General features: G+C 40.8%; 21 protein-coding genes and 2 pseudogenes. 13 read left to right on the plus strand and 10 right to left on the minus strand.

What is annotated here, in order from left to right:
- Positions 1 to 26: 26 nt before the first annotated feature.
- The gene (locus tag ES754_RS12460) at positions 27 to 236 is read left to right on the plus strand and encodes an HU family DNA-binding protein (RefSeq protein WP_227677980.1); all 210 of its coding nucleotides are present in this window, start codon (positions 27 to 29) and stop codon (positions 234 to 236) included.
- A 29-nt stretch (positions 237 to 265) separates the two neighbouring features.
- Here ES754_RS12460 and ES754_RS02255 read toward each other — a convergent pair whose 3' ends face one another.
- The 3 genes from ES754_RS02255 to ES754_RS02265 all read right to left on the minus strand — a co-directional run bounded on the left by ES754_RS02255 (position 266) and on the right by ES754_RS02265 (position 4,350).
- Complete coding sequence (locus ES754_RS02255) at positions 266 to 1,177, minus strand: lantibiotic ABC transporter permease (RefSeq protein ID WP_147223207.1); 912 nt, start codon at positions 1,175 to 1,177, stop codon at positions 266 to 268.
- Positions 1,178 to 1,551: 374 nt separating this feature from the next.
- Positions 1,552 to 2,250 carry an EcsC family protein gene (locus tag ES754_RS02260; protein ID WP_147221671.1) on the minus strand — a complete coding sequence of 233 codons (699 nt, stop codon included), beginning with the start codon at positions 2,248 to 2,250 and terminating at the stop codon, positions 1,552 to 1,554.
- Between the two features lie 321 nt (positions 2,251 to 2,571).
- Positions 2,572 to 4,350, minus strand: coding sequence for an asparagine synthase (glutamine-hydrolyzing) (locus ES754_RS02265; RefSeq protein WP_147221673.1), 1,779 nt, complete (start codon positions 4,348 to 4,350; stop codon positions 2,572 to 2,574).
- Positions 4,351 to 4,697: 347 nt separating this feature from the next.
- On the opposite strand from ES754_RS02265, the gene ES754_RS02270 reads away from it, so the two are divergent.
- The 4 genes and pseudogenes from ES754_RS02270 to ES754_RS02285 all read left to right on the plus strand — a co-directional run bounded on the left by ES754_RS02270 (position 4,698) and on the right by ES754_RS02285 (position 7,024).
- A complete protein-coding gene (locus ES754_RS02270) occupies positions 4,698 to 4,928 on the plus strand; it encodes a hypothetical protein (protein ID WP_227677748.1) in 231 nt (76 codons plus the stop codon).
- Between the two features lie 5 nt (positions 4,929 to 4,933).
- A complete protein-coding gene (locus ES754_RS02275) occupies positions 4,934 to 5,110 on the plus strand; it encodes a hypothetical protein (RefSeq protein WP_201538787.1) in 177 nt (58 codons plus the stop codon).
- Between the two features lie 654 nt (positions 5,111 to 5,764).
- A pseudogene (locus ES754_RS02280) lies at positions 5,765 to 5,920 on the plus strand (integrase arm-type DNA-binding domain-containing protein); the annotation flags it as partial.
- 150 nt (positions 5,921 to 6,070) lie between these two features.
- Positions 6,071 to 7,024 (plus strand): NAD(P)-dependent oxidoreductase, encoded by a 954-nt coding sequence (locus ES754_RS02285; protein ID WP_147221676.1) that lies wholly within the window; start codon positions 6,071 to 6,073, stop codon positions 7,022 to 7,024.
- A 948-nt stretch (positions 7,025 to 7,972) separates the two neighbouring features.
- On the opposite strand, the gene ES754_RS02290 is transcribed toward ES754_RS02285, so the two are convergent.
- From ES754_RS02290 to ES754_RS02315, 6 genes and pseudogenes are all read right to left on the minus strand, one after another.
- Positions 7,973 to 8,968, minus strand: coding sequence for a diaminopimelate dehydrogenase (locus tag ES754_RS02290; RefSeq protein WP_147221678.1), 996 nt, complete (start codon positions 8,966 to 8,968; stop codon positions 7,973 to 7,975).
- Between the two features lie 214 nt (positions 8,969 to 9,182).
- A pseudogene (locus ES754_RS02295) lies at positions 9,183 to 9,362 on the minus strand (sulfite exporter TauE/SafE family protein); the annotation flags it as partial.
- 75 nt (positions 9,363 to 9,437) lie between these two features.
- Positions 9,438 to 9,929 (minus strand): flavin reductase, encoded by a 492-nt coding sequence (locus tag ES754_RS02300; RefSeq protein WP_147221680.1) that lies wholly within the window; start codon positions 9,927 to 9,929, stop codon positions 9,438 to 9,440.
- Positions 9,930 to 10,023: 94 nt separating this feature from the next.
- Positions 10,024 to 11,070, minus strand: a complete 1,047-nt coding sequence (locus ES754_RS02305) for a methionine synthase (protein WP_147223209.1) — start codon at positions 11,068 to 11,070, stop codon at positions 10,024 to 10,026.
- Between the two features lie 61 nt (positions 11,071 to 11,131).
- Positions 11,132 to 12,139, minus strand: coding sequence for a DUF1852 domain-containing protein (locus ES754_RS02310; protein ID WP_147221682.1), 1,008 nt, complete (start codon positions 12,137 to 12,139; stop codon positions 11,132 to 11,134).
- Positions 12,140 to 12,561: 422 nt separating this feature from the next.
- Positions 12,562 to 13,110: a manganese efflux pump MntP gene (locus tag ES754_RS02315; RefSeq protein ID WP_147223211.1), complete on the minus strand. Its 549-nt coding sequence runs from the start codon at positions 13,108 to 13,110 to the stop codon at positions 12,562 to 12,564.
- Between the two features lie 215 nt (positions 13,111 to 13,325).
- Here ES754_RS02315 and ES754_RS12175 point away from each other — a divergent pair, with 215 nt between their 5' ends.
- The 8 genes from ES754_RS12175 (at position 13,326) to ES754_RS02350 (ending at position 19,113) form a co-directional block, all read left to right on the plus strand.
- Entirely contained in the window at positions 13,326 to 13,694 is a 369-nt protein-coding gene (locus ES754_RS12175) for a cytochrome b/b6 domain-containing protein (protein ID WP_228267751.1), read from the plus strand.
- Positions 13,691 to 13,957 (plus strand): cytochrome b/b6 domain-containing protein, encoded by a 267-nt coding sequence (locus ES754_RS12180; protein WP_228267752.1) that lies wholly within the window; start codon positions 13,691 to 13,693, stop codon positions 13,955 to 13,957. Before ES754_RS12175 ends, ES754_RS12180 begins: the two co-directional genes overlap by 4 nt.
- A 36-nt stretch (positions 13,958 to 13,993) precedes the next feature.
- A complete protein-coding gene (locus ES754_RS02325; RefSeq protein ID WP_147221684.1) occupies positions 13,994 to 14,668 on the plus strand; it encodes a response regulator in 675 nt (224 codons plus the stop codon).
- A 96-nt stretch (positions 14,669 to 14,764) separates the two neighbouring features.
- On the plus strand, positions 14,765 to 16,240 hold the full coding sequence (locus ES754_RS02330) for an ATP-binding protein (protein ID WP_147221686.1): 1,476 nt from the start codon (positions 14,765 to 14,767) through the stop codon (positions 16,238 to 16,240).
- A gap of 118 nt (positions 16,241 to 16,358) precedes the next feature.
- Positions 16,359 to 16,895 carry a PepSY domain-containing protein gene (locus ES754_RS02335; RefSeq protein ID WP_147221688.1) on the plus strand — a complete coding sequence of 179 codons (537 nt, stop codon included), beginning with the start codon at positions 16,359 to 16,361 and terminating at the stop codon, positions 16,893 to 16,895.
- A complete protein-coding gene (locus tag ES754_RS02340; protein WP_227677746.1) occupies positions 16,873 to 17,214 on the plus strand; it encodes a hypothetical protein in 342 nt (113 codons plus the stop codon). Before ES754_RS02335 ends, ES754_RS02340 begins: the two co-directional genes overlap by 23 nt.
- Positions 17,215 to 17,269: 55 nt before the next feature.
- Complete coding sequence (locus tag ES754_RS02345; protein WP_147221692.1) at positions 17,270 to 18,427, plus strand: FAD:protein FMN transferase; 1,158 nt, start codon at positions 17,270 to 17,272, stop codon at positions 18,425 to 18,427.
- Positions 18,428 to 18,429: 2 nt separating this feature from the next.
- Positions 18,430 to 19,113: a ferric reductase-like transmembrane domain-containing protein gene (locus ES754_RS02350; protein WP_147221693.1), complete on the plus strand. Its 684-nt coding sequence runs from the start codon at positions 18,430 to 18,432 to the stop codon at positions 19,111 to 19,113.
- A 590-nt stretch (positions 19,114 to 19,703) separates the two neighbouring features.
- Here ES754_RS02350 and ES754_RS02355 read toward each other — a convergent pair.
- Complete coding sequence (locus ES754_RS02355) at positions 19,704 to 20,855, minus strand: M14 family metallopeptidase (protein ID WP_147221695.1); 1,152 nt, start codon at positions 20,853 to 20,855, stop codon at positions 19,704 to 19,706.
- Positions 20,856 to 21,150: the final 295 nt, after the last annotated feature.

Here is a 21,150-nt window from a genome sequence, read left to right on the forward strand (position 1 = left end):
ACCACAAAAAACAACCCGTCATGGTGATGGTAATAGTCTCACGGCGATTTTATGCAAATACAAATAAACTAGAAGAAAATGAAAGATTAAAATTGATAGCGTTTGCTACCTTTCAGAAAGCCAGAAGAGGTGCTCGAAAGGGTAGAAATCCTAAGACTGGTGAGCCAGTCGATATTCCTGAATTAGTAACTATCAACGTTACCTTAAGTGAAAATTTAATAGACTCGATGAACTGAAACCTGATTTTAAATCCATAGATCGAGTTTTATGTTGTATGGCGTTTTGCCATATATTTTCCCAGTAAGGGCAAGCAAAATGCTGGTAATTGAAAAGCACCCAGTAACGGCAAAAACATCGCACCCATAAAGGGCATAGTTATGGTGTAAGCAAGTAATACATTGCGTCCGCCACACACCAGCGCAGCGACAATGGCATTTTCATAGCCAAAACGCCGATATATTATATAAGCGCTAAAATAAAACACCAATGCTAATACCGAACTTAGTACTAGTAATAACAACGCTTGCCATGGATTATGGTCAAAGGTGGTACGAAACCCCGCCATCAGGCCCAGTGGAAACAACATCAGCAGTAAAATATTGAACTGCCCGATTTTGGGATAATAACGTGACAAAATAGCAGGTGAAACAAACCGACGTACCGCCACAGCTAGCACCATCGGCATAACAATATAAACTAATAAGCGCATGATATAAGTACCAACGTCTAAATGCGCATTTTCATCGCCTAATAGCCACAATATGCCTAATAATGTAAATGGCATAACGAGCGTAGCAGCGATAGTTTTTGCCGTCGCCAGTTGTGCATCGAACCCCACCGCATTGACCAACGCGCCACTACCAAACAAGGGGGCAGTGGCACCAAGACCTGCAATCGCCAATAGCCAATCGCCACGTACCCCGAGCGCATAAGCAATTAATACTAAAACTAGACACGTGCCCCCGCTTTGTAACAAGGCAAAAACCCACACATAGCTTGTCGCTATACGCTTTAACAGCGCATATTGGTCAATGCCGAGTAAAGTAAAAAACATCAAGAAGAACAGTATTTGGGGTAAATATACCAATACTGCATTGGATAAGTTTGGAAAAATAAAGCCCACAATGGCGCAAACTGGCATAATCAACGTGCTATGACGCGCAATAAAACGAAGAATCATGACCTTTCCTAATAAAAAATATTCATAAAAAAGTGGGTATTACTCCCCCTTTTTTACCATCTGTTATGCAAATAATCCCCACATGATACTCTTTTAATATTTTAATTATCTAATCATGCCACTATTACGGTTTACTGCCTTTTTAATGCTGTAGCGTTTTTTTACTAGAAAGACGCCGCATATGCCATGGTTTATACTGGTGTGTGCAGTATGCTTTTAATGCTCTCTAGGTTTGCGACATGATCAATATCACTTTTGGGCAGAGGAATACTATAAAAAGACTTTCTTTGATGCGTATGCTGAACCACGCTGGGATTGTTTGAGATGATTAATCATCTATAAAAATGCTTCGCAGTTTAAGAGACGTCCCATTAAGGAGTATTTAGAGTACTAGAACTAACATCTTTAAAACTACTTAGATCAACCTTATAATCAGTTGGCTCGAATACAAGAAAAGCTTTTCTAGCTTGGTTTCCAACAATATTTGTTGTGAAAATATCAAACCCACCACAAATCACACCACCCAATACAGGAACTACCCCACCTAAATTAATTAAACCTCTAGTAGAAAATTTCGTAACAAGTCTAAAACTAACTGCTCTCTTAATCTTAGTAAGTGCCACTCCAGTGACATTCTTTTCTATGTAACTAGTGGTAAAATTTGTGCCAAAAGTAATGCCAGAATCTTTAGCAACCTCATCCATACTACTGCCTAACAAACAGAGATAGATTAAAGCTTTTACTTTATCATTCTTTAAATCGTGACCCGTCATATGAGCAATAGCAGCAACCATGCGTATGTGAACATAAATCAGAGATGCAATATTTACAGGTAGAGCAACAGGTAAAGTTATTAAACCTCCTAGACCTGCAATGAAACCCGCAGAACCTGCTTTAGTGTTCTGCCAACGTATTAAGGAATTAACCTTATCTTCTGTTGTGCCTGGCCCAGTCATATAGTCTTCTGCTAAATCAATAGCAGAGCCCATTCCTGGTATACCTTGAACAGCTTTGTCGTAAGTCCAATCTAAGAGCCCTTGCATCTTCTCAGGTGATATTACTTTGGCCATAGAAACCCCTCAAGTTTATACAATCAATAATTTTAGACTTAAAAAAGCCTCTCTGATTATACGCGTCAGAGGGCTTCAAATGATGTTTGGTTATACAGAAAGTAGGTTTAATTAGATGGGTTCAGTTCCCTAGTGAGGTACCATGGTATAGTTATAAAACGTATTAATATCAATGCTTACAGCCATATCATTAATGAATGACTTAGCTCAGTGTACTTGTGAATATACTCGTAAGGGGTTTTAGGAGTTATTTGTGCAAAATAAGAAATTTATACTACAGGTAGCTGCTGCACTCATTATGAAGAATGCGTTTAATAGGAATCATTCGCTTTCCTTAATCTGTCTTGCATCAGTTCCATACATAGTAATAATTTTTTCTGCAAGCACGATACGATAAGCGATAGTTATTACCGATAGCTTCTTAGAGCGCTTAGATTTAAGATAGGCTTTAGGTAAAGCTGGTAGATGGTTGGACAACAACGTCTGAATTTTTTGAGAAACTAAAGCTTTCTTGGAAACTGCTGTATGTTGTTGTTCTAGTGATGAGAACTCCTGTTTAGAAAGAATCTCATGAACGGAGTCAACCAAACTCGAAGAAAGGTATTTACCTTCTATAAGAAGCGCAAGCTTATCCAGCAAATACTTTTTACCTTCCTTATTATTAAAGTACGAGTCCATCGAACGTAAAGAACCTACTGCATGGGAAGGAACACCACTGCGGTCATATTTTTGCCACAGCATTTTAATATGCAGCTTGTCTCCTTTTTCTTTATCAGGTAACCCCATATAAAGCTTAAATAAAGACCAGCTCATCATCGGGGTTCTGTTTTCCGCAAATGCACTTATTTGATGTGAATATGCCGCCATTACGATGGGCACGCGAATATCAGTTAAAGTTCGATCTCTCCATCTTATTAGCGACTCCCCCTCTAAACGTTTAGTTAAGTATTCTTTCTGTGGCTCAGAATATTCTTTTACGTTGAAATCATTCATATTTGAATAATCACTGAATAATTCTAACCCCATCATAGTTCTAACTTGAAATTCATCAAGGCAAAGTCCTGCAGGAAATGGAATATCACCCCTTATAATCATTCGATACCCACGTTGAAAAAACTCATCCCACATCTTAAAGCCATCTGTAAAAGCGTTAAAATGATCAATACGTCCTTCACTTGCCTCTGAAAAATGATCTAGAACTTGATCATAAGCACTAATCTCAGTAGGCAAAGACATATCTAACAGATTTTTCTTATAAAAATTAGCTACGCGCTGGGCAGCTACTTTATCATCAAAAATGCCTTTCTGATTCAATACGCCCCAATTGACCAGAGAAAGCTTATCATCGAGGTCTGCATTGTTACTGAGGGCCAAGAGCAAGCGGCTATCTAGGCCTCCAGATAAGGGCATTAACACTTGACCTTCAGGATATTCATTAATAATTTGATCAAGTGATTCAGTCACTTGATTCTGATAGAGATCAAGGTAGTCACTCATTTTTGTACTACCTGACGGTGGTATATCCATACCTGGTTTTTGTTTTGAGTCTAAGTACCAATCAGTAACGTCCAGTTTGTATTCTAAGTTGGGAAGTACCTGCTTAATATCTTGGTCCCAAGAAATAAATGGTCCCTGAGATCCAGAAGATAGATACCAAGCAAGCGTTTCTTCATTAAGTCTAAAAGAACCTTTTAGAGTAACTACTGCACGTTGCGAGGTAGAAACTATGATCTTAGTATCATCGAAATAATACCATAAAGTCCGCGAACCAAACTGGTCTGAAAAAAACGATATTCCATTTTCAGTATTCTTGATAACTGCATAAGATCCATCAGCTTCAGAATTACATGCACCTGATTTATTACTGTCTGACTGATGTAGCCAGCCAATAATTAATGCGCCCTGCTCTGGTTTAGCGACACTCTCACTATTCTGAATAGCATAAAAAGAGCCCGAGTCATCTGGCCATACTTCTACCGTATCTTGGCTTTTGCCTTTAATAGCTACTGGCGTTAGTAAGCTGCAAACTTGCTCAAGCTCTTGAAGCATTTTTGATGATTTAACTTCTTGGCGAGCTTTAATAAAGATATAATTTGCCATTGAACAGCCTATTTGATAATTTATTATTTAATGAACAATATCATTATCAGCGTCATTTATGCGCTAAGTATAGCTAGTTAAGTACAGTTCGCCTGCCGGAAATAAGGAACACAGCAAAACTTGTAGTAAGTTAAAGCCTTGATTAGTCGATTTCATCATATAAGTTCATCAGTATAACCCAACGGAACCAGTGATTTATATCTTTTAACTCTACTTATAGACCACTTAAAATAGGCTGCTATAATGGAACTACTTATACTAGACTACTAAGCTCCTCATATTTATCAAGGCTTACTATGACTACTTATATACTTGACACAGAAACGACATGACTTATCGAACCGCACATGACAGAAGCGGCCTACTCTATTGTTGATATAAACGATGGCAAAGTAAAGATGTTGCAGGATCCTAGAGCTAAGTATTTTAACCCTCTTAAAGAGATTAGCTTAGGATCTATGGCGACATCCCATATATGTGATGAAAATGTTGCGGATGAGACACCTCATACAGAGTTTAGACTGCCTAGTAGTGTTGAGTACCTAATTGGTCACAATATTGATTTTAATATGAGTTAATCAGTATGCCTATCGTTTTTACGCAAGCAGGACTACCGATCGAAATTGTTACCCTCGCGGCAGGTATCATTATTTTGGTAGATATTATTTTCACCTTTGGTAACTTAATTGTTCAAACTGAGAGAATAAGTGTCTTCAGAGACTTAATCGATGCCAAAACAATAGATAAAAATAAGTACTAGATATTTTTCGTTTTATAAAACAACCATTGTTTTTTTATTCGATGTGCTGCTAAAATTTTTTAATAGTCTCTGCGCATATTTTGGGATTATCTATGTGCAGATTATTCGGCACCACCTAAACGAATCACATCAATAGTTCCATTTTCCTGTACCGTTTCTTACGATTCAGTAAGCTTGAAACATATCTTTGTATCTTTACTCAATAGAACAGGTGCGGTAAATACAAGCTCAAGATTACACGGATAAAGCGTTTAAAAAATACTAACAGTATTTCTTGAAAATATTATAAGTTTAGTCTCGCGATCCAAACACACATAGCGTTATTGAGATGTTGTTAAATATGTTATTAAAAATATTATTTTAAATAATAAAACCTATACAAATAAAGGGCTATAAATATATAGTCGATGCGTGGCTAGCGCACCAAAAAATATAACAATAGTAAACGATAAGCCCTTGTAAGCCATGCACCGCAAGGGCTTATTGTTGTCTAAATTATGGTAGTCACTGACAGCGCTAAATAGGATGCCGTCAAAATAGCAAAAACAATAAAACCACTGACTGATTCTCAGATCAAGCAAGCCAAGCCCAAAAATAAGTCTTACAAGATAGCAGACGGCTGTATTTGTATGTTAGCAAACTAGGGCTAAATCATGGCGCATGGATTATATTCGTTCCATCAATAAACAGCACGCCACTATAACGTTAGGGTTTTATCCTGATGTGACACTAGCGCAAGCATGCGAACAGCGTAAAGGAATACGCGCCCTATTAGCAGAACGGGTTGCCTTATTTAGTTCTATAACCTAGACTCTACCAACCATAACTATTAGTAAGGTCATTACTATTAGTTATTCTTATATGAATAACTTTTAAAAAACTCCTGAACAACTATATGCTTAGATAAAAATTTAACAGCATTATTAAATGTAACCATAATAAATTAAGGGAAAAGGAAAAATGAAAATTGTAATCTTAGAATCTCTAGGAATTAGTGATGAAGAATTAAATTTAGTCTCAAAAACTTTAACGGATAACGGTCATGAGTTAGTGGTATATGACGATGGAAAATTAGATGATGAGACTATTAAGATCAGAATAAAAGATGCTGAGGTTTTAGTGCTCACTAACACAGCACTGAGTGGCGATGTTATTGAAGCTGCAGAAAAGCTCAAGTATATTTCGATCGCCTTTACAGGTTATAACCATATCGATTTAGAAAAGTGTAAAGAAAAAGGCATTAAGGTTTCAAATGCCGCTGGTTATAGCACCAACTCTGTAGCCGAACTGACCTTTGGGCTAATAACCGCACTGTTACGTAATATTGTACCGTTAGATGCGGTAACCCGCGAGGGTGGTACTAAGGACGGTTACCGACAGAATGATCTAAATGGCAAAACCTTAGGCATATTAGGTACTGGAGACATAGGTAGTGCAGTCGCAAAGTTAGGTTTGGCTTATGGCTGCAAGGTCATTGCTTATAACAGAAGCGTAAAACAAGAGCTGGTGGATAAAGGGGTAGAATATAAGTCGCTAGATGACGTCTTAAAGGCGAGTGACATTGTCACCCTTCATATCCCACTAACCGCTGAGACCAAAAACTTAATCGATAAAGATAAGCTGGCATTGATGAAAGACAGCGTATTGTTAATCAATACCGCCATTGGCCCGATTGTTGATCATGATGCATTAGCAGAAGCACTGCACAATGGAACCATCGCTGGCGCCGGTTTAGATAGAGTGGAGATGGAACCACCTGTTCCTACAGATTACCCTATCCTAGTTGCCCCAAATACTGTTCTTGTTCCGCATATCGGCTATGCAACAGAAGAAGCCATGGTCAGAAGAGCTGAAATTACCTTTAGCAATATTGTTAAATGGGAAAAGGGTGCACAAGAGAATATCGTTATTTAAATCAATTATTTAAATCACTAAAAGCAAATCTATCATCACGGTAGGTTTGCTTTTTTTATTGGAAGAAAACTGAATTTCGGTTCTAGTTTTTAATTTTAATTATATTTCTACTCTGTTCTAAGTAGAACGGCATAACAGATGGGAAACCGAAAAAATTCTTTGCCGTGCAGAACACCCTCTTAGTTTGATCATTTTTAAAGTCCACTCCTCGCTTAGCTCCGAGCCTAGCGACTAGTTTCTAAATGAACCTAACTTGGTTTGGCGTTGTCGTAAAAAAACCCGCCAGCTCACGGCTTTTAGAAAGCGCGCCGATATGCGTAGCGGGTGTGAGTCCGCATCAATGCTACGTTGTTGTAGAATGCTTGTAATACACTATACATGGCAGACCCTAAGTACGTTAGATGTCATACAGAAAAGGAATTTTTATGCCTCTAATATCGCAAAAGCAATCGAAATAATACAGTAGGTGGTGAGCTTACCTACAGCTTTGTTAGGCGTTCAACTGGTAGGGCCAGCACAAGCATTTATAAGCGATGAAATAAACCGTGGTGATAGCTTTAATCACTACAAAGTAATATTTGAGGCAATCATTTTTGAACTTGGTAATTGCGATAGATATATGAATTTGGCGCAAAAATATATTTTTATATTAATCTATATTCTAAATGATTAGGTACCCAACCTCTCGTTATCATGGGCTTCAAAATAGTAGCAATATACTTTTACGATATAAACTAATTAAGACTTAAATCATCAACAATCCTCTTAGTACTATTGACTACATAGCGCAAAGATATTAATTTATACTTTATCTTTTCTGAGGTAACGTTACCAAAATTTAAGAATTAACGTTGCACAAGCTAAAGTAGCGGTGCCAAAGAGTAGACACAAAAAAAGCACCGAGCCTTAATAGCTTGGTGCTTTTTGTTTTTAGCTCAGCGCTAGCGTTTATAGCAGTTCTTTGCGCAGCTGCGCAGGGGACTTAGGCGACAATAAACCAGGTGCGACGTCGAGCACGGTTCTCGCACCAGTTTCACCGGCTTGACTCATCTTATAGGTAGCGCGCGCGTAGGCTACTAGCACGCTGGCGGTAAACTCAGGGTTGCTACCGAGCTTTAATGAAAATTCCAATACTTGGTTGTTAGTTTCATTGTCCATACCGCTGACGCCACTGCGAATGACAAAGCCGCCATGCGGCATCTTGCCATGTTCAGACTCAAAAGTCTGTTGGTCAATAAAGTGCACCTTGGTGTCGTAGTCGACAAAGTAATCCGGCATGGTCACGATGGTGTTGCGCACGGTATCGGCATCAGCTCCGTCTGCCAGCACGATATAGCATTCGCGGGTATGCTTCTCACGGGTGGTTAAGGTTGGCTGCTCACCATTGCGTACTCGTGCCATAGCAGGTTCTGAGGGAAGCGTATATTGCACGCCAGATTTAACACCACCTACGCGGCGTACCGCATCTGAGTGTCCTTGGCTTAAGCCTTTGCCCCAGAAGGTATAGGTTTCGCCGACTGGTAAAATGGCTTCGCCATACAAACGATTGATAGAGAATAAACCGGGATCCCAACCTACAGACAACATAGCGACTTTATTGGCTTTCTTAGCCGGTGCATCAAGCGCTGCAAAGTATTCAGGAATTTTGGCGTGTGTATCAAAGCTGTCGACGATATTAAATAAGCCGGCGAACGCTGGGCCTTGCTCGGGTAAATCAGACTTGGAGCCGCCACATAGGATCAGCACGTCTATGTCATCTTTGTATTGTGCAACATCGTCCATGGCGTACACAGGCACGCTTGGATCGATAAGAGTAACGGAGGCAGGATCTCGGCGGCTGAATACACAGACTAACTGCATGTCTGGGCTTTGCTTGATAGCGGCTTGGGCGCCGCGGCCGAGGTTGCCATAACCGGCGATGGCGACTCTAATTACTGGGGTCATTGTGATTAGCCTTACGTTGGTGTAGCGAACAGTCAGTGACTGCTGGGGTGATACGTATCAAGTGATACATGTTGTGTAATAAGGGTCTGCAGAAACAGTACTTATTTTAGAGGATTACTATGACAAGTGATAGCTTACTTTGCGACAAGTGATAGCTTACTTTGCATATTTGAATATATCTGTACAAGGCTACTGATTTAACCAACCTATAAATTATAACAATAGTCGAAAAGGATGTGCCTAAAGCCAGATGGATAACTTTGTCAGGGCTGTAGCCCATTTGAGTAAAGACGATAAATAACAGGGGCACGATGATGGGGCCACCGCCCACGCCAAATAGCCCCGCAGCGAATCCTGCTAGGGCACCTATGATTAAAAAAGTGATTAATCCCACGGAATATTTACTTCTAATTTGATGATGATCTGATAGCAATTTATTAGACATCAGCCAAGAGATTTAAGCACGAGTTTAAGCGATTTCCACTTGACCGACATGATGATAGCTACGGTTAAAATAAACCAGACTTTCCTCTTGCTCGGATTGTTTGATAGCGACTACCCGACACATAAAGATACTATGCGTGCCCACTTCTTGAATGTCCTCAATCTCACAATCAAAACTGACCAAAGCATCTTCTAAAACTGGCGCACCTGTAGCTAATTGTGTCCAAGAACCTAGCTTAAAGCGCTCTGCTGAATCCAATCTTGAGGCAAAGGCATTAGATAGCGCTTCATGCTGTGCGCCCAATACATTGACGCATAAGGCTTTATTATCAACAAAGTACTCATGAGAGCGTGACGTGTGCTTCATGCAGACCAGCAAAGTTGGCGGTGTATCAGTGACGCTACACACAGCGGATGCAGTAAAGCCATGAACACCTGATTCGCCTTCGGTGGTGACCACATGAACCGCCGTCGTTAACAACGCCATTGCATCTCTAAAGTCGCTTGCTTCAATCATCGCTTAAATCCTAAATTTGAATATTGTTTAGCTGTGCTGAGCTAAAGCTACAACTTATAAAAACTAAATTTTGCGTAAGTTTAGTGGTTGAGTGCTAAGCCGTCAACTCTTTACGGACAATAGCCGCGCCAGCACTTAATGCGGCAAGTTTGCCACGTGCTACTTGACGAGACAAGGGTGCCATACCGCAGTTGGTTGATGGGTAGAGCTTGTCCGCATCAACAAATTGCAGGGCTTTGCGTAGCGTATTGGCCACCTCTTCAGGGGTCTCAATAGTATTAGTTGCCACATCGATCGCACCAATCATCACTTTCTTACCGCGAATCAGTTCAATCAAATCCATCGGCACATGTGAGTTTTGACATTCAAGAGAGATGATATCGATGCTTGATTGCTGCAACTTAGGAAATGCTTGCTCATATTGACGCCACTCAGAACCTAAGGTCTTTTTCCAATCATTATTGGCTTTGATGCCATAACCGTAGCAAATATGTACGGCGGTCTCACATTTTAACCCTTCGATAGCGCGCTCTAGCGTAGCCACGCCCCAGTCGTTTACATCATCAAAGAACACGTTAAAGGCGGGTTCATCAAACTGGATAATATCGACACCTGCCGCTTCTAACTCTCGCGCCTCGTCATTGAGAATCTTGGCAAATTCCCACGCCAATTTTTCACGGCTTTTATAATGGCTATCGTATAGCGTATCAATCATCGTCATCGGACCTGGTAATGCCCATTTGATTGGCTGATCGGTTTGTGCCCGTAAAAATTTAGCATCGTCAACGAATACAGGCTTTTGACGGCTCACCGCGCCCACAACTGTTGGCACACTGGCATCGTAGCGATCACGGATTTTGACCGTTGCGCGTTGTTTAAAATCGACGCCATCAAGGTGTTCAATAAAGGTAGTGACAAAATGCTGACGGGTCTGCTCGCCATCACTAACGATATCGATCCCTGCATGCAGTTGTTCCTGCAAAGACACCCGTAGCGCATCTTGTTTGGCATCCATAAGCTGGTCACCTTCTAATGCCCAAGGTGACCAAATTTTTTCAGGCTCTGCTAACCAAGAGGGTTTCGGTAAGCTGCCAGCGGTTGAGGTCGGTAATAGTAGTGATGTTGGTGATAATGTTGTCATAGTCATTTATCTTCTTTGTTTTAGTCTTTTAATTTTTTATATTTGAGTTAGTAAAACGGCATTAAGCAGCGCGTTTTTTTACGGCAGGCTTTTGAGTCTCATAGTTTGCAGCCCATTGTTCAAGAATGCCTTGATACGGCTTAATAAACTCTTCTTCTGTAAACTTACCTTGCGTTACTGCCATTTGGCTGCGCTCTTCGCGGTCATAGACAATTTGAGTAAGTGAATAATCTTGGTACTTCAAACTCGGCTGATACACTTGAGCGGCTGTCGAGTTGGCATTATAAATTTCAGGGCGATAAATCTTTTGGAACGATTCCATAGTCGCAATCGCACTGATTAGCTCAAGGTCGGTGTAATTGCTCAACAAGTCACCCGCAAAATAAAACGCTAATGGCGCGGCACTTCCAGCAGGCATAAAGTAGCGAACCGTTAAGCCCATTTTATGAAAATAATCATCAGTCAATGAATACTCATCTTGCTGGTATTCCACTCCTAATACCGGATGCTGATTGGCCGTACGCTGATAGGTCTTACTGGTTGATACACTTAGACAAATCACAGGCGTTTTATTAAAATTGGCTTGATAGGCTTCTGACTCTAATAAGTATTGAAACAATTTGCCATGTAAATCACCAAAGCTTGAAGGCGTTGGGGCACCTGGGTTTTTATTAAAATGCTCTGACAATACGACGCTAAAATCATAATCGCGCACGTAAGAGGAGAAACTATTGCCGATCATACCGTTGATACGAGCGTTATCTTTATGATCCACAATCGTTGTTTGCAACATCTCGATGATAGGGAATGCATCACCCTTGCCTTCAATATCCATATTGGCAGAAATAATATCAACTTCAACAGAATAGCGGTCTGCGCTCGGATTGTCCGAATGTGCCAAGGCGTTAAAACGATTATTAATCATTCTTAAGGTTTTGCTTAAGTTCTCTTGACGATGCTCACCGCGAGCCAAATTGGCAAAATTAGTCGTCAGACGCGTGCTGTCTGCAGGACGATAGTTTTCATCAAAACGGATACGCTTAATGGAATAGCTAAATTCATTACTCATGGTGATTCACTACCTTAATTATTTTTAGATAAAGCCGAATTGGTGTATGTGATGAATCATACCCGAATCATTACATGAATGAAAACGACTTAACTTAAACTAAAGATGAGTAAAATTCATGCATGTAAGTTTATGACATAAAGAAAGATTGGATAACGAAAGTTTTGACGACTTACTTAATGAAAAACTAAGCCTGCAATATATTTTAAACTTACGAATGATAAATACTTAGAAGGCGGATTAGCATATATCTAGCAGCAGTATGAATTAAAATGCGCCTTGTTCTAAAATAATTATACTCATCGTCCTTATTCAATCTATTATTTAACGTTAATTTTTGATTCAGTCAGGCCATAACACTTGTGTTTTAAGCACACCCATTTTTGACTCATCATTAAAAACTCTTAAATATAAGGCTGCGTTTAAACCACCATATTCACGCCAATTGCTATTAACACCAAGCCGCCCAAAGCCTCTGCCCAACTGCCAAGCCACGTTCCTGACTGACGCCCTATATAAGCGCCTACAACACTTAAAACAGCTGTCGTGAGTGCAATGATTAAACATGCCAGATACGCGTTGATTGCCAACAGATTCAAGGTAAACCCTGCAGCCATCGCATCGAGACTGGTCGCTATCGCCAAAGACAGTAAGGTTCGGTGACTTAGATTAATCTGCGTCTCCTCATCATTAACAGAACGCGATTCATAGAGCATCTTAATACCTAGCGCGACCAGTATGACAAAAGCAATCCAAGACGCCCCAGCAGACAACCAGCCCAACATGGTAGAACCAAGCGCATAACCAATCAGCGGCATCACTCCCTGAGCAACACCAAAATAAAAACCAACCAGTAAAGCTGTTTTTAGAAACGGTATCTTAGCCTCACTCTGATACGTAGCGCCAAGACCAATTGCTGCGGCAAAAGCATCTGCTGCTAGGGCTAAAGCTAACAAGAAAATTTCTAGCATAATAAAGTAGGACTCTCTATAAATGTTATGACTCATTAATCACTGTTTGAATGTTTAATTTTTTAGCTTCCTAAGCTCACCTTAAGATTTGTTTGTTGTAATAGCGATAAGACAGACGATGTTACCTCTAGTCTGCATGCGTTATCTTGCCTAGCTTTAGTTTTTAGCAACAGGATATCGTCAAAAACAAATGATTCATTAAAGGAGTGCTAACCATGAGCCAACAAGACAGAATTAATGTGGTCGACGACTCTATCATAACTGTCGCAAATACGCCTAAAACCAGACAAGTAAAAGTTTGGGATGTCTTGGTAAGAGTGACGCACTGGACAGTGGCAGCTGGTATTATTGCCAATCTACTCTTTACCGAAGACGGTAGCGATTTGCACGCCTATGTCGGTTATACCGTAGTAGGACTGGTGGTTATACGCTTACTTTGGGGGTTAATTGGCACGCGCTATGCACGCTTTACCAACTTCTTCCCTACCCCGACACGACTTAAACATCACCTATCAAATTTAAGCGCCCGCCGCGTTGATGAGCAGCACCTTGGTCATAATCCACTAGCAGCCCAGCCCTTATGATACTATCGTTATGGGCGGTGATTATAGGCTTAGGCTTGACAGGTTATCTGATGGAGTCAGACATTTTTAGTAATACTGAACTGCTTGGCAATGAAGATTTACTTGAAGAGGTGCATGAATTATTAGCCAACAGTTTGTATCTGCTCGTTCCTCTACACATTATCTCTGCTATTCTTGTGAGTTATTGGGAAAGGCAGAATCTGATTAAATCGATGATAACCGGCAAGAAAATAGTGGCGGATAAGCCATCTAATTTGGAATAAACGCAGTAGCTGAGTAAAAAAAGCGGTGGAACCAATATGGCACGCATATTACTGATAGAAGACGATAGCACCATTGCTGAAGGCATTATCCTCGGTTTAAAAAGTCATGGCATGATGGTCGATTGGTTTAGTGATGCCAGACAAGGTGAAATGGCACTGCAAGAGGATATGTTTGATGCGGTACTGCTTGATTTAACCTTGCCAAAAGATGACGGTATGACCGTGCTACAACACTGGCGCGCCAAACACATCGATACGCCGGTTTTGATTATCACTGCTCGTGATGCCATTGCCAATCGTGTCGCGGGACTCAACGCCGGTGCTGACGATTACTTGGTCAAGCCCTTTGCGTTAGATGAAGTCATTGCGCGTCTACAAGCATTGATGCGCCGCAGTCAGGGTCGCAGTCAACCTGAAATTCATTATGGTGAGGTGTCTTATCAGCCCCACAATCAGCAAGTATCTTATCAAGGTCAAATTATTGAGTTGACCATTAAAGAAGTGGCCATATTAGAGCAAATGCTGACCCATCCTAAGCAAATCCACAGCCGAGCGAGTTTAGAAGACAAGCTATATGGTTGGCAACAAGATATCGAAAGTAATGCCATTGAAGTACATATTCATCATTTACGTAAAAAACTGGGCAACGATTTTATATTGACCAAACGCGGTATCGGCTATTATCTCAATCCCGCTTATAGTCATCATTAGCCATCACTAACCATTCATATATCCACGTTTACCTTGTCCACGTCACCTTCTAAAACTTTGCCTCCTACTATTTGTCTCCTACTAATAGGTACGCCTATGAAAAGTATTCAGCAACGGCTATTAACCTCCCTGTTGATTGGTCTACCCCTGCTTTGGGTGCTCACTTCCAGCTTTATTGCGTGGCGGCTTTGGCACGAAATTAATGAGATGAATGACACGCAAATCACTCAAGTTGCTCGTTACTTAATAGGGGTCACTCCTAAAGAAGATAAAAACACTCATCAGAAAGAGGCAAGTGAAAATAAGCATACCGCCAAAATATATAACTTAGACAGCAAACAGCTATCAGGTGACCTTAGTTTAGGTGATATTGGCGAAGCTGAAGACGACTATATGGGCTTTGCCATTTGGGATAGAGAAGGACGGCTATTAATGGCTGATGAAAATGGTCAATCCTTTGCTTTTTTGCCAGACCAACGTGGATTTTTAGAAGAACAGGATTCTGCCTATCAGCGCCTCAACCCCTTTAGCAAGCGTTGGCGTTTATTTTATGTGCATGATGACCATGACGATAAGCACGAAGATCGGGTGATTGCCGTTGGTCAGAACCTTGAATCTCGCAAAGAGATGATTATTAATGCCATGTCGGTACAAGTACTGCCGATGCTCATTGAGCTATTTGCATTTATGGGTTTGGTGATTTTGTTGATTCGACGCGGGTTTATGCCGTTGGCTAAGATTAGTGATGAACTTGAACAACGTCAACCGCAAGACGATAGTCCCATCACAGCAGACGTACCCAAAGAGATTCAGCCTTTAGTAACTGCATTAAATGTTTTATTTGTAAAAGTAGCAGATACGCTAGCACGTGAGCAACGTTTTACCGCCGATGCCTCGCATGAGCTACGAAGTCCACTGGCGGCATTAAAATTACAAGCTGATTTGTTGCAGCAGCAGATATTGCAATTGTCTGGCGTAGAGTCTGGCGGGGAAGATGAAAATCAGCTATTTTATCATGCCCAGAGAATCAGCGACGGCATTGAGCGTGCCACTCACTTAGTTGAGCAATTGCTGATTTTAGCCAAAATAGAACCGCAACAACAATTACCCCATGAGCAACCAGAAAGTCCAGATTGGCTGCTGCTTACAGATATCGTGCTGAGTGACGTCAACCGTCATGCTCGTGAAAAGCACATCCAATTAAAACGCACCGTTATTTGTGATAATCCTGCTGATATTTTGCCCATTCTTATCAATCCCATTTTATTTAAACTGTTAATCCGTAACCTATTAGACAATGCCATTCGCTATTGTCCCGACAGCTCGAAGATTGAACTTCAGCTTGATAGCAATGCGATTAGAGTGGTTGATAATGGCTTAGGTGTAGAACCAGAACAACTCATTCGGTTAAGCGAGCGCTTTTATCGTCCAGCCGGTCAAAGCCAATTGGGTAGCGGTCTCGGGCTATCAATCGCCAATCGAATAGCAGAACTACATGACCTCAAATTAGAGTTTACCAACTGCTCCGAGCCAGAAACGGGCTTTATCGTAACCATAAGCAATAAAAAATAACTATCAATAATCCTTTAAAAAAAGCTATAAAAACTTAAACGCTGCTGTCTTAAGGTTGAGTTAATATTCACCCCGTATGCTAGTTGTATTCCCTAATAACATATACGGAGTACATACTATGAGCCTACCTCTATTAAAACCCTTATTATTGACAGTCGGTGCGACCTCCTTAGTATTCTTTGGCGGTGTTATTGCTTTATCCACCCAATCGCCTGACGTTGATAACGTCCTGTCAGTTACCAATCCTATCACGCAGCCTCAATCTACCCAGCCATCATCCCTTGCTGCGCTTACCGCTGCGCAAGCAAATGAGCTTGCCAAACAAAATGCGCCTGATGCGATATTGCAGGCTACCCCAGAGCTTATCAACTATAACGGCACAGCCGCTTATGAGGTGCTATTAGACAGTGGTGCCACTTATATTGATGCCAACCTTGGAACGGTTCTTAATCCAGTCGCTACCAACAACGATTACGTTGAGGATGATGACGATGATTATAAAGATAAGCGTCACGACGATGATAAACATAAGAGTGATAAACACCACAGCAAAAAACACGATGACGAAGACTATAAAGAGAAAGGTCGTTTAATCACCACCAGCTATCAGCAGCATAATGAGGATGGCTTTGATGAGGATAGCTACGACGACTAATATCAAATCGCATCCGACCCAAGCCGTTAATAGAGCTTCTAACCAGACGGCTAAAAAAGCAGATCCTTTTGCCACCCTTAAAAGCAGCATTATGATGGTCTCGATTGCAGGCACTATGGCGGGATGGCTATTATTACTCAATCAAGAGACAGATACGCCAGCTATGGATACTGCTTTATTGAGCGCTACCGTTCCTCAGAATAATGAGGTAACTGTTGAGCCAATGTCAATTATTGATATCAGCCAGTTGCGACAGGTCAATGAGGTAGCGCCTGCCCAGGCAATAAGGGTTGTCGCCCGTACGCGTTCTTCTCAATAAATGAAGAAAAATTTAACGGTGATTGAATTTAAGTTTGTGGTAAGGGAGATAGCGAATGCAAACCAATATGCCCGATAAAAATATACCTGAACTGGTAACTATTAAACTATTGGCGATGGGGTGTCATATTCAAGTCAGTTTAAATATGACAAAGCTAAACACGCGGTATTCAAAGAAAGAAATAGACCACCAGATTGCAATGCTGACAAATTATGTTCAGCAGCGCTTAGCGCATTGGGAAAAAACATTCAGTCGTTTTGATGACAGCAGTGAACTGATGAAACTTAATAGCCAGACCAACCAATGGCTTGAGGTAAGCCCAGAGCTATTCGAGGTTTTACAGTGTGCCATTCATTTTGTCTCAAAGACTCAAGGTTTGGTAACGCCCACCTTGCTTAAACCCCTTTGTGACGCAGGCTATCAGTATTCCTTTGAGACTTTGCCAAAAATGTCTGAGCCATCCGCGCCCATCACTGGTTCAAAGGTTAGCTCAAATGCAAACTCAAACGCTAACTTAAATACCAGTGCAAATTTGCAAGATACACTTATAACGAATGACTTTAAATTAAACCATAACCATAAGCGGATAGAGCGTATCCAGCTTCGCCAATTATCTAATGGGCAGCATCAAGTATATCTTCCATCTGGAATGGCGCTCGATTTGAACGGTTGTGTCAAAGGCTGGTGCGCTATGCAATTGGCTGAGCACATTAGCCACGTTCATGACTGGCAGTTGCCCTGCTTAGTAGATATGGGTGGCGATATGGCGATTGGTGTTCCAAGAAACCAAATAGATAAACCAGTCACTTGGGGAGTTGCAGTTGCTAAACCTTACCTTACTAATGGTGAGCACTTTCAAGAGGAAGAAGATGTTGCGATTCTTAAACTCAGCATGGGTGCTGTCGCCACGTCTGGGCAAGACTATCGGCGCTGGTGGCATCAAGGTCGCTGGCAACATCATTTAATTCACCCGCATTATTCTCGTCCAGTAACCAGCGACGTGTTAACAGCAACCGTATTGGCTACGGATACCCTAACAGCAGAAGTGTACGCTAAATACTGCGTGCTTCTTGGTGTCAAAGAAGCGTTGGCATGGCTCGATAAACATCATATTGCTGCACTCTTAATCGATACAAATAACAAAATGATGACGACCTCTGCTATTGGTGAACATTTAGTCCAACCAAAATTTATTTCTAGCATAGGAGCATAGTTATGAACATTGACAATCCTACCAGCAGTCATACTACTTCCAACACAACTCTTATTACTCAAGTTTTATGGATTGGCTTAATTTTGAGTATGGCTATCAGCATCGGTGGCTATGCGTTGTTAACTTGGGGAGAGACCGCCTCTCAGCTACTGACCAGCACTGATAAGCACTTTTGGTATTTATCACGGGCAAGTGGGGTTATTGCCTATACTTTATTCTGGTTGGCAGTCGTTTTTGGCTTATTACTGAGTACGCGTTTAGGCAAGCATTTTAATGCGGCACGGGTATTTGCGTTGCATGAGTATTTAAGCTTGCTTGCAGTGGGCTTTGCAGCGTTTCATGCCGGTATTTTATTAGCAGATAACTTTCTAAACCTTAACCTATGGCAAATCTTACTACCTTTTGGCTTCCAAACTGAACGTGTGGGCGTAGCCTTGGGACAGTTGGGTTTTTGGTTATTATTTATCTGTGCCTTCAGCTTTTATATTAAAAAATATATTGGTCAATCAGCATGGCGCTGGTTGCACTTTTTAACGTTTACGGCTTATATGTTCATTAGCATCCATGTGTTTATGGTCGGATCTGACAGTCGAGCACTCCCTTTATTATTATTTTATGCGGGTAGTCAGACAGTCGTCTTTTTACTGATGACCTATCGATTGGTGGCACTAAAACAAGCCAAATAACTGTACGTAACATTATATGGCACACCCTAGTGAGACTGATACAGAAGCTCTACGCGGCTAAGATTTCCTGACGTTCGAACTAACTTTCGTTAAATTTCAATCGGTTCGCTATACAGGTGTCGACCTATCTGCTATAAGCTCAGTGTTTCACTGGTGTTCATTTTTCACTATCGTCTGTGTAGAAAAATGTGATTATTATTTATACAAAAGGTCAATATTTATTCCTTATATTAGAGCACTAAGCTGGTTAGGTTTATTAAATATTAAGCGGTCTTTCTATATGCTTCTAGCATTTGCATCAAGCGCTTTAAACCTATAGGTAATAAATTATAAACAATACGTACAATTTAAAGTAAATTAATTATTACAGACACACTAAATATCCTTATATGCCTTGACTCATAAGTCTTACAGGAACATTTAGAGTATCTATTTTTGCTTGGGTAAGCATAAGAAACTTGGGGTTTGATAATAGAGAGCTCAAACTCAAAGGTGATGACTTTCATTATAAGATTAATGGGAAATATAGAATATTAAGCATTGTGAGAGATATTAATGATAAACGCGTTCAACTGACGCCTAATTATTGACTAACGTAACTCATCAACGACCGCCAACATAGCAACTAACGAGGCTTCCCCTAATTTAATAGAGCGCTCTGGTGACCAACCTGTCTCCGCGTCGGGTACATTATCGTTATCTTTAAAAGGCATCTCTAAAGTGTTGGCAAGACAGTCAAAACGTTCGGCCACCCAGTTGGTTGCAACAGTCATGTTCGCTGTACCCGGCGCATCAACGTCATAGCCAAATTCAGACTGAAAATCAGCACTGGCTATTTTTAATACTTCTGAAAACCTATTTCGTAGACGCGCGAGGCGGTCATTATAACTTGGCGTACCTTCAGAGCCGGCAAGGAACACAAAAGGTAATGCTTCATCACCGTGCACATCATAAAACAGGTCAACACCAGTCGCTTCCATTTTATTAACCACATGAAATACCTCAGGGCTTTTTTCTAAACTTGGCTTTAACCATTCACGGTTTAGGTTAGTACCGACTGCGTTCGTACGGAGATGTCCGCGCGCACTACCATCAGGATTCATATTAGGCACAATATAGAAATTGGCTTTATCTAATAACAACTTAGCAGTGGCATTGTCACTATCTAACAAGCTATGCATTAGACCATCGACTAGCCATTCAGCCATCGTCTCACCAGGATGCTGACGCGCAGTAATCCAAATATTGTGTTTGCTCTTATTATCATTGCCTTCGTTATTGCTATCATCCTCACTAATTTTAACTAAGGTTAAGTCGCGCTTATCAAGGGTCTCTCCCAAATGCTCTAAAGTCACTAACGGATGCAGTTGTACGGCTGCTAATAAATCTTGATGACGTTCGTAACTGTAAGGGGCAAAATAAGCAATTTGAATGGTTTCATACTCCATATCTACCACTATGGTTAACTTTCCGTTTTTATAAGAGGTTGGCAGACGAAACCAATGCTGACGATCGGTTGAGGCAACCGCTTGGTAGTTCTCCCACCCTTCAAGGTATGACGCCTCACCTGCATTAAGAATGTTAAGAATATATTGCTCGCCAACCTGACCGGTTACACGAAAGTTAAACCATTGGAAAAACTCGCCACCAACGTCCGGACGAATAGCCAATTGAATGTCTTTTTTATTTTCTAAATTAATAACGTCAATATTACCGGCATCGAAATTATCAGTGATATGCATAAATTTTCCTTAATCAGGTTCTATAATAATATTTTAAAAGTCGCAGTCAGGGCAATTAATATCTATCTTTACCATTATAAACTCAAATATAACATTTTTTCGACAGTTGTAATCTCTCATTCAATTTCTTAGTATAATTTCTAAAACAACACTAACAACAGATTAGAAATTATTATTTTAGCAAGCTATCTATGTTGAGCCCTGCCCTTTTTAAGTAAGGTCTGAATGTAATTCAAAGTTATGGTGAGAGCTCGAACGGTGTATGGTGAGAAAATAGTATCTTTGCTTATCCAGT

The sequence above is a fragment of the Psychrobacter frigidicola genome (assembly GCF_007997305.1).
GTDB lineage: Bacteria > Pseudomonadota > Gammaproteobacteria > Pseudomonadales > Moraxellaceae > Psychrobacter > Psychrobacter frigidicola.